At 71.8% G+C, this 2,466-nt stretch carries 2 protein-coding genes; both read left to right on the top strand.

Translation table 11 applies throughout. The annotated features are described in order from the left end of the window. A partial coding sequence (locus V6M46_RS18700) for a RecQ family ATP-dependent DNA helicase (RefSeq protein ID WP_332667891.1) occupies nt 1-1,842 on the top strand: 1,842 nt, incomplete at its 5' end. 69 nt (nt 1,843-1,911) lie between these two features. After that, nucleotides 1,912-2,466, top strand: a 555-nt coding sequence (locus tag V6M46_RS18695) for a Nif3-like dinuclear metal center hexameric protein (protein ID WP_332667889.1), incomplete at its 3' end; no start/stop codon positions are given.

Below are 2,466 nucleotides of genomic sequence, written 5' to 3'. Positions count from 1 at the left end.
GCACGCGCTGGCGTACGCGCGGTGGCGATCAACTCCGCCAACCCGCATGAGTGGGAGGACACCCAGGCCAAGCTCGCGGCGGACGAGGTCGACATCCTGCTGGTCTCACCCGAACGGCTCAACAACCCGCGGTTCCGCGACGAGCAGCTCCCGGCGCTGATCGACCGCATGGGCATGCTCGTGGTCGACGAGGCCCACTGCATCTCCGACTGGGGCCACGACTTCCGCCCCGACTATCGCCGGCTCGCCGAGCTGATCGGCCGGCTGCCGGACGACCTCCCGGTGCTCGCGACGACCGCGACTGCCAACGCCCGCGTCGTGACCGACGTCGCCGAGCAGCTCGGCTCGGCCGACCAGGTGACGACGATCCGCGGATCCCTCGCGCGTACGTCCTTGCGGCTCGGCGTGCTCGAGCTGACCGGCTCCCGCGACCGCCTCGGCTGGCTGCTCAGCCACCTCGCGGAGCTCCCGGGCAGCGGCATCATCTACACCCTGACCGTCTCGGCCGCCGAGGACACCGCGCGGCTGCTGCGCGAGGGCGGGCACGCCGTGCGGGCCTACACCGGACGCACCGATCCGGAGCAGCGCGAGGAGCTCGAGCGGCAGCTCAAGGACAACGAGCTCAAGGCCTTGGTCGCGACCAGCGCGCTGGGCATGGGCTTCGACAAGCCCGACCTCGGCTTCGTCATCCACCTGGGCGCGCCGTCGTCGCCGGTTGCCTACTATCAGCAGGTCGGCCGCGCGGGCCGCGCCACCGACAACGCCGACGTCCTGCTGCTCCCCGGGCGTGAGGACGCCGAGATCTGGCACTACTTCGCGACCTCGTCGATGCCCAGCCAGGAGCGCGCCGCCGCCGTGATCGGCGAGCTCAGCGACAAGCCGCTGTCGACCCCCGCGCTCGAGGCCCTCGTCAACATCAGGCGTACGCCGCTGGAGCTGCTGCTCAAGGTGCTCGACGTCGACGGCGCCGTGCGTCGTGTCCAGGGTGGCTGGATCGCGACCGGACAGCCGTGGACGTACGACCGCGAGCGCTACGAGCGCATCGCCGAGGCACGCGCCGCCGAGCAGAGGTCGATGCTCGACTACGAGCATGCCTCGACCTGCCGCATGGAGATCCTGCAGCGCGACCTCGACGATCCGACCGCGGCCCCGTGCGGGCGCTGCGACAACTGCGCCGAGCCGTGGTTCCCGACCGACGTTGCCGACGAGGCCGCCCAGGTCGCCTCCAGCACGCTCGACAAGGTCGGCGTCGAGATCGAGCCACGCGCGCAGTGGCCGACCGGCGCCACCCGCCTGGGCGTCGAGGCCAAGGGCAAGATCGCCGAGGACGAGCGCTACGAGCCGGGCCGTGCCGTGGCGCGTCTCACCGACCTCGGCTGGGGTGGAGCTCTGCGTGAGCTGTTCGCTCCCGGAGTCGCCGATGCGCCGGTCACCGACGAGCTGCTGGGTGCCTGCGTGCGCGTGCTCAAGGACTGGGACTGGGCCCAGCGGCCCGCCGCCGTCGTGAGCATTCCCTCGCGGTCCCGACCTCAGCTCGTCGACTCGCTGGCGCGGGGCATCGCCCGGATCGGCCGGCTCGACGACCTTGGCGCGATGGAGCTGCTGGGCGAGGGCTCCCGCGGCGGTCCTGGAGGCAACAGCGCCTACCGGCTCGCCGACGTGTGGGGCACGTTCGGCGTCGGAGACGAGCTCGCGGGGGGCCTTGCCGGACTGGGCGACAAGCCGGTGCTGCTGATCGACGACCGGGTCGACAGCCGCTGGACCATGACGGTCGCGGCTCGCGAGCTGCGCCGCCACGGTGCGGGCTCGGTCCTCCCGCTGGCCCTGGCCGTCGTCGCCTGACCTCACGGCATCCCGCGCGGCTCATGTGGTTCGTGCGGGATGACGTTGCGGGTTCACTACAGTGACGGCATGCCCACACTGCGTGACGTCGTCGGCGTCCTCGACGGCCTGTACGACCCGCGGTGGGCTGACAGCTGGGACGCGGTCGGCACGGTCGCCGGCGACCCGGACGCCGAGGTCACCAAGGTGTTGTTCGCCGTCGACCCGGTCCAGGCTGTCGTCGACGAGGCGGTGGCCTGGGGTGCCGATCTCGTGGTCACCCATCACCCGCTGTGGCTCAAGGGCGTCACCAGCGTCGCGGCGACATCGCCCAAGGGTCGCGTCGTGCACACGCTGATCAGCAACGGCATCGCTCTGCACACCTGCCACACCAACGCCGACAGCCCCCCGCGCGGGGTTTCGGAGTCGATGGCGCTCGCGCTCGGACTGTCCGACGTACGCCCCCTGGAGGCCGATCCGGCAGACCCCACCGACAAGTGGATCGTGTTCGTGCCCGACGTCGAGGCCGATGCGGTGGCCTCGGCGATGCATCGCGCCGGAGCGGGGACGATGGGCGACTACGACTCGACGCAGTTCCAGTCGACCGGCACCGGGTCGTTCCGCCCGCTCGCGGGTGCCGACCCG

This window comes from Aeromicrobium sp. (assembly GCF_036676885.1).
Taxonomy (GTDB): Bacteria; Actinomycetota; Actinomycetes; order Propionibacteriales; family Nocardioidaceae; genus Aeromicrobium.
Note: the sequence above shows the minus strand (reverse complement) of the source record. Positions and strands in the feature narration are given on the sequence as shown.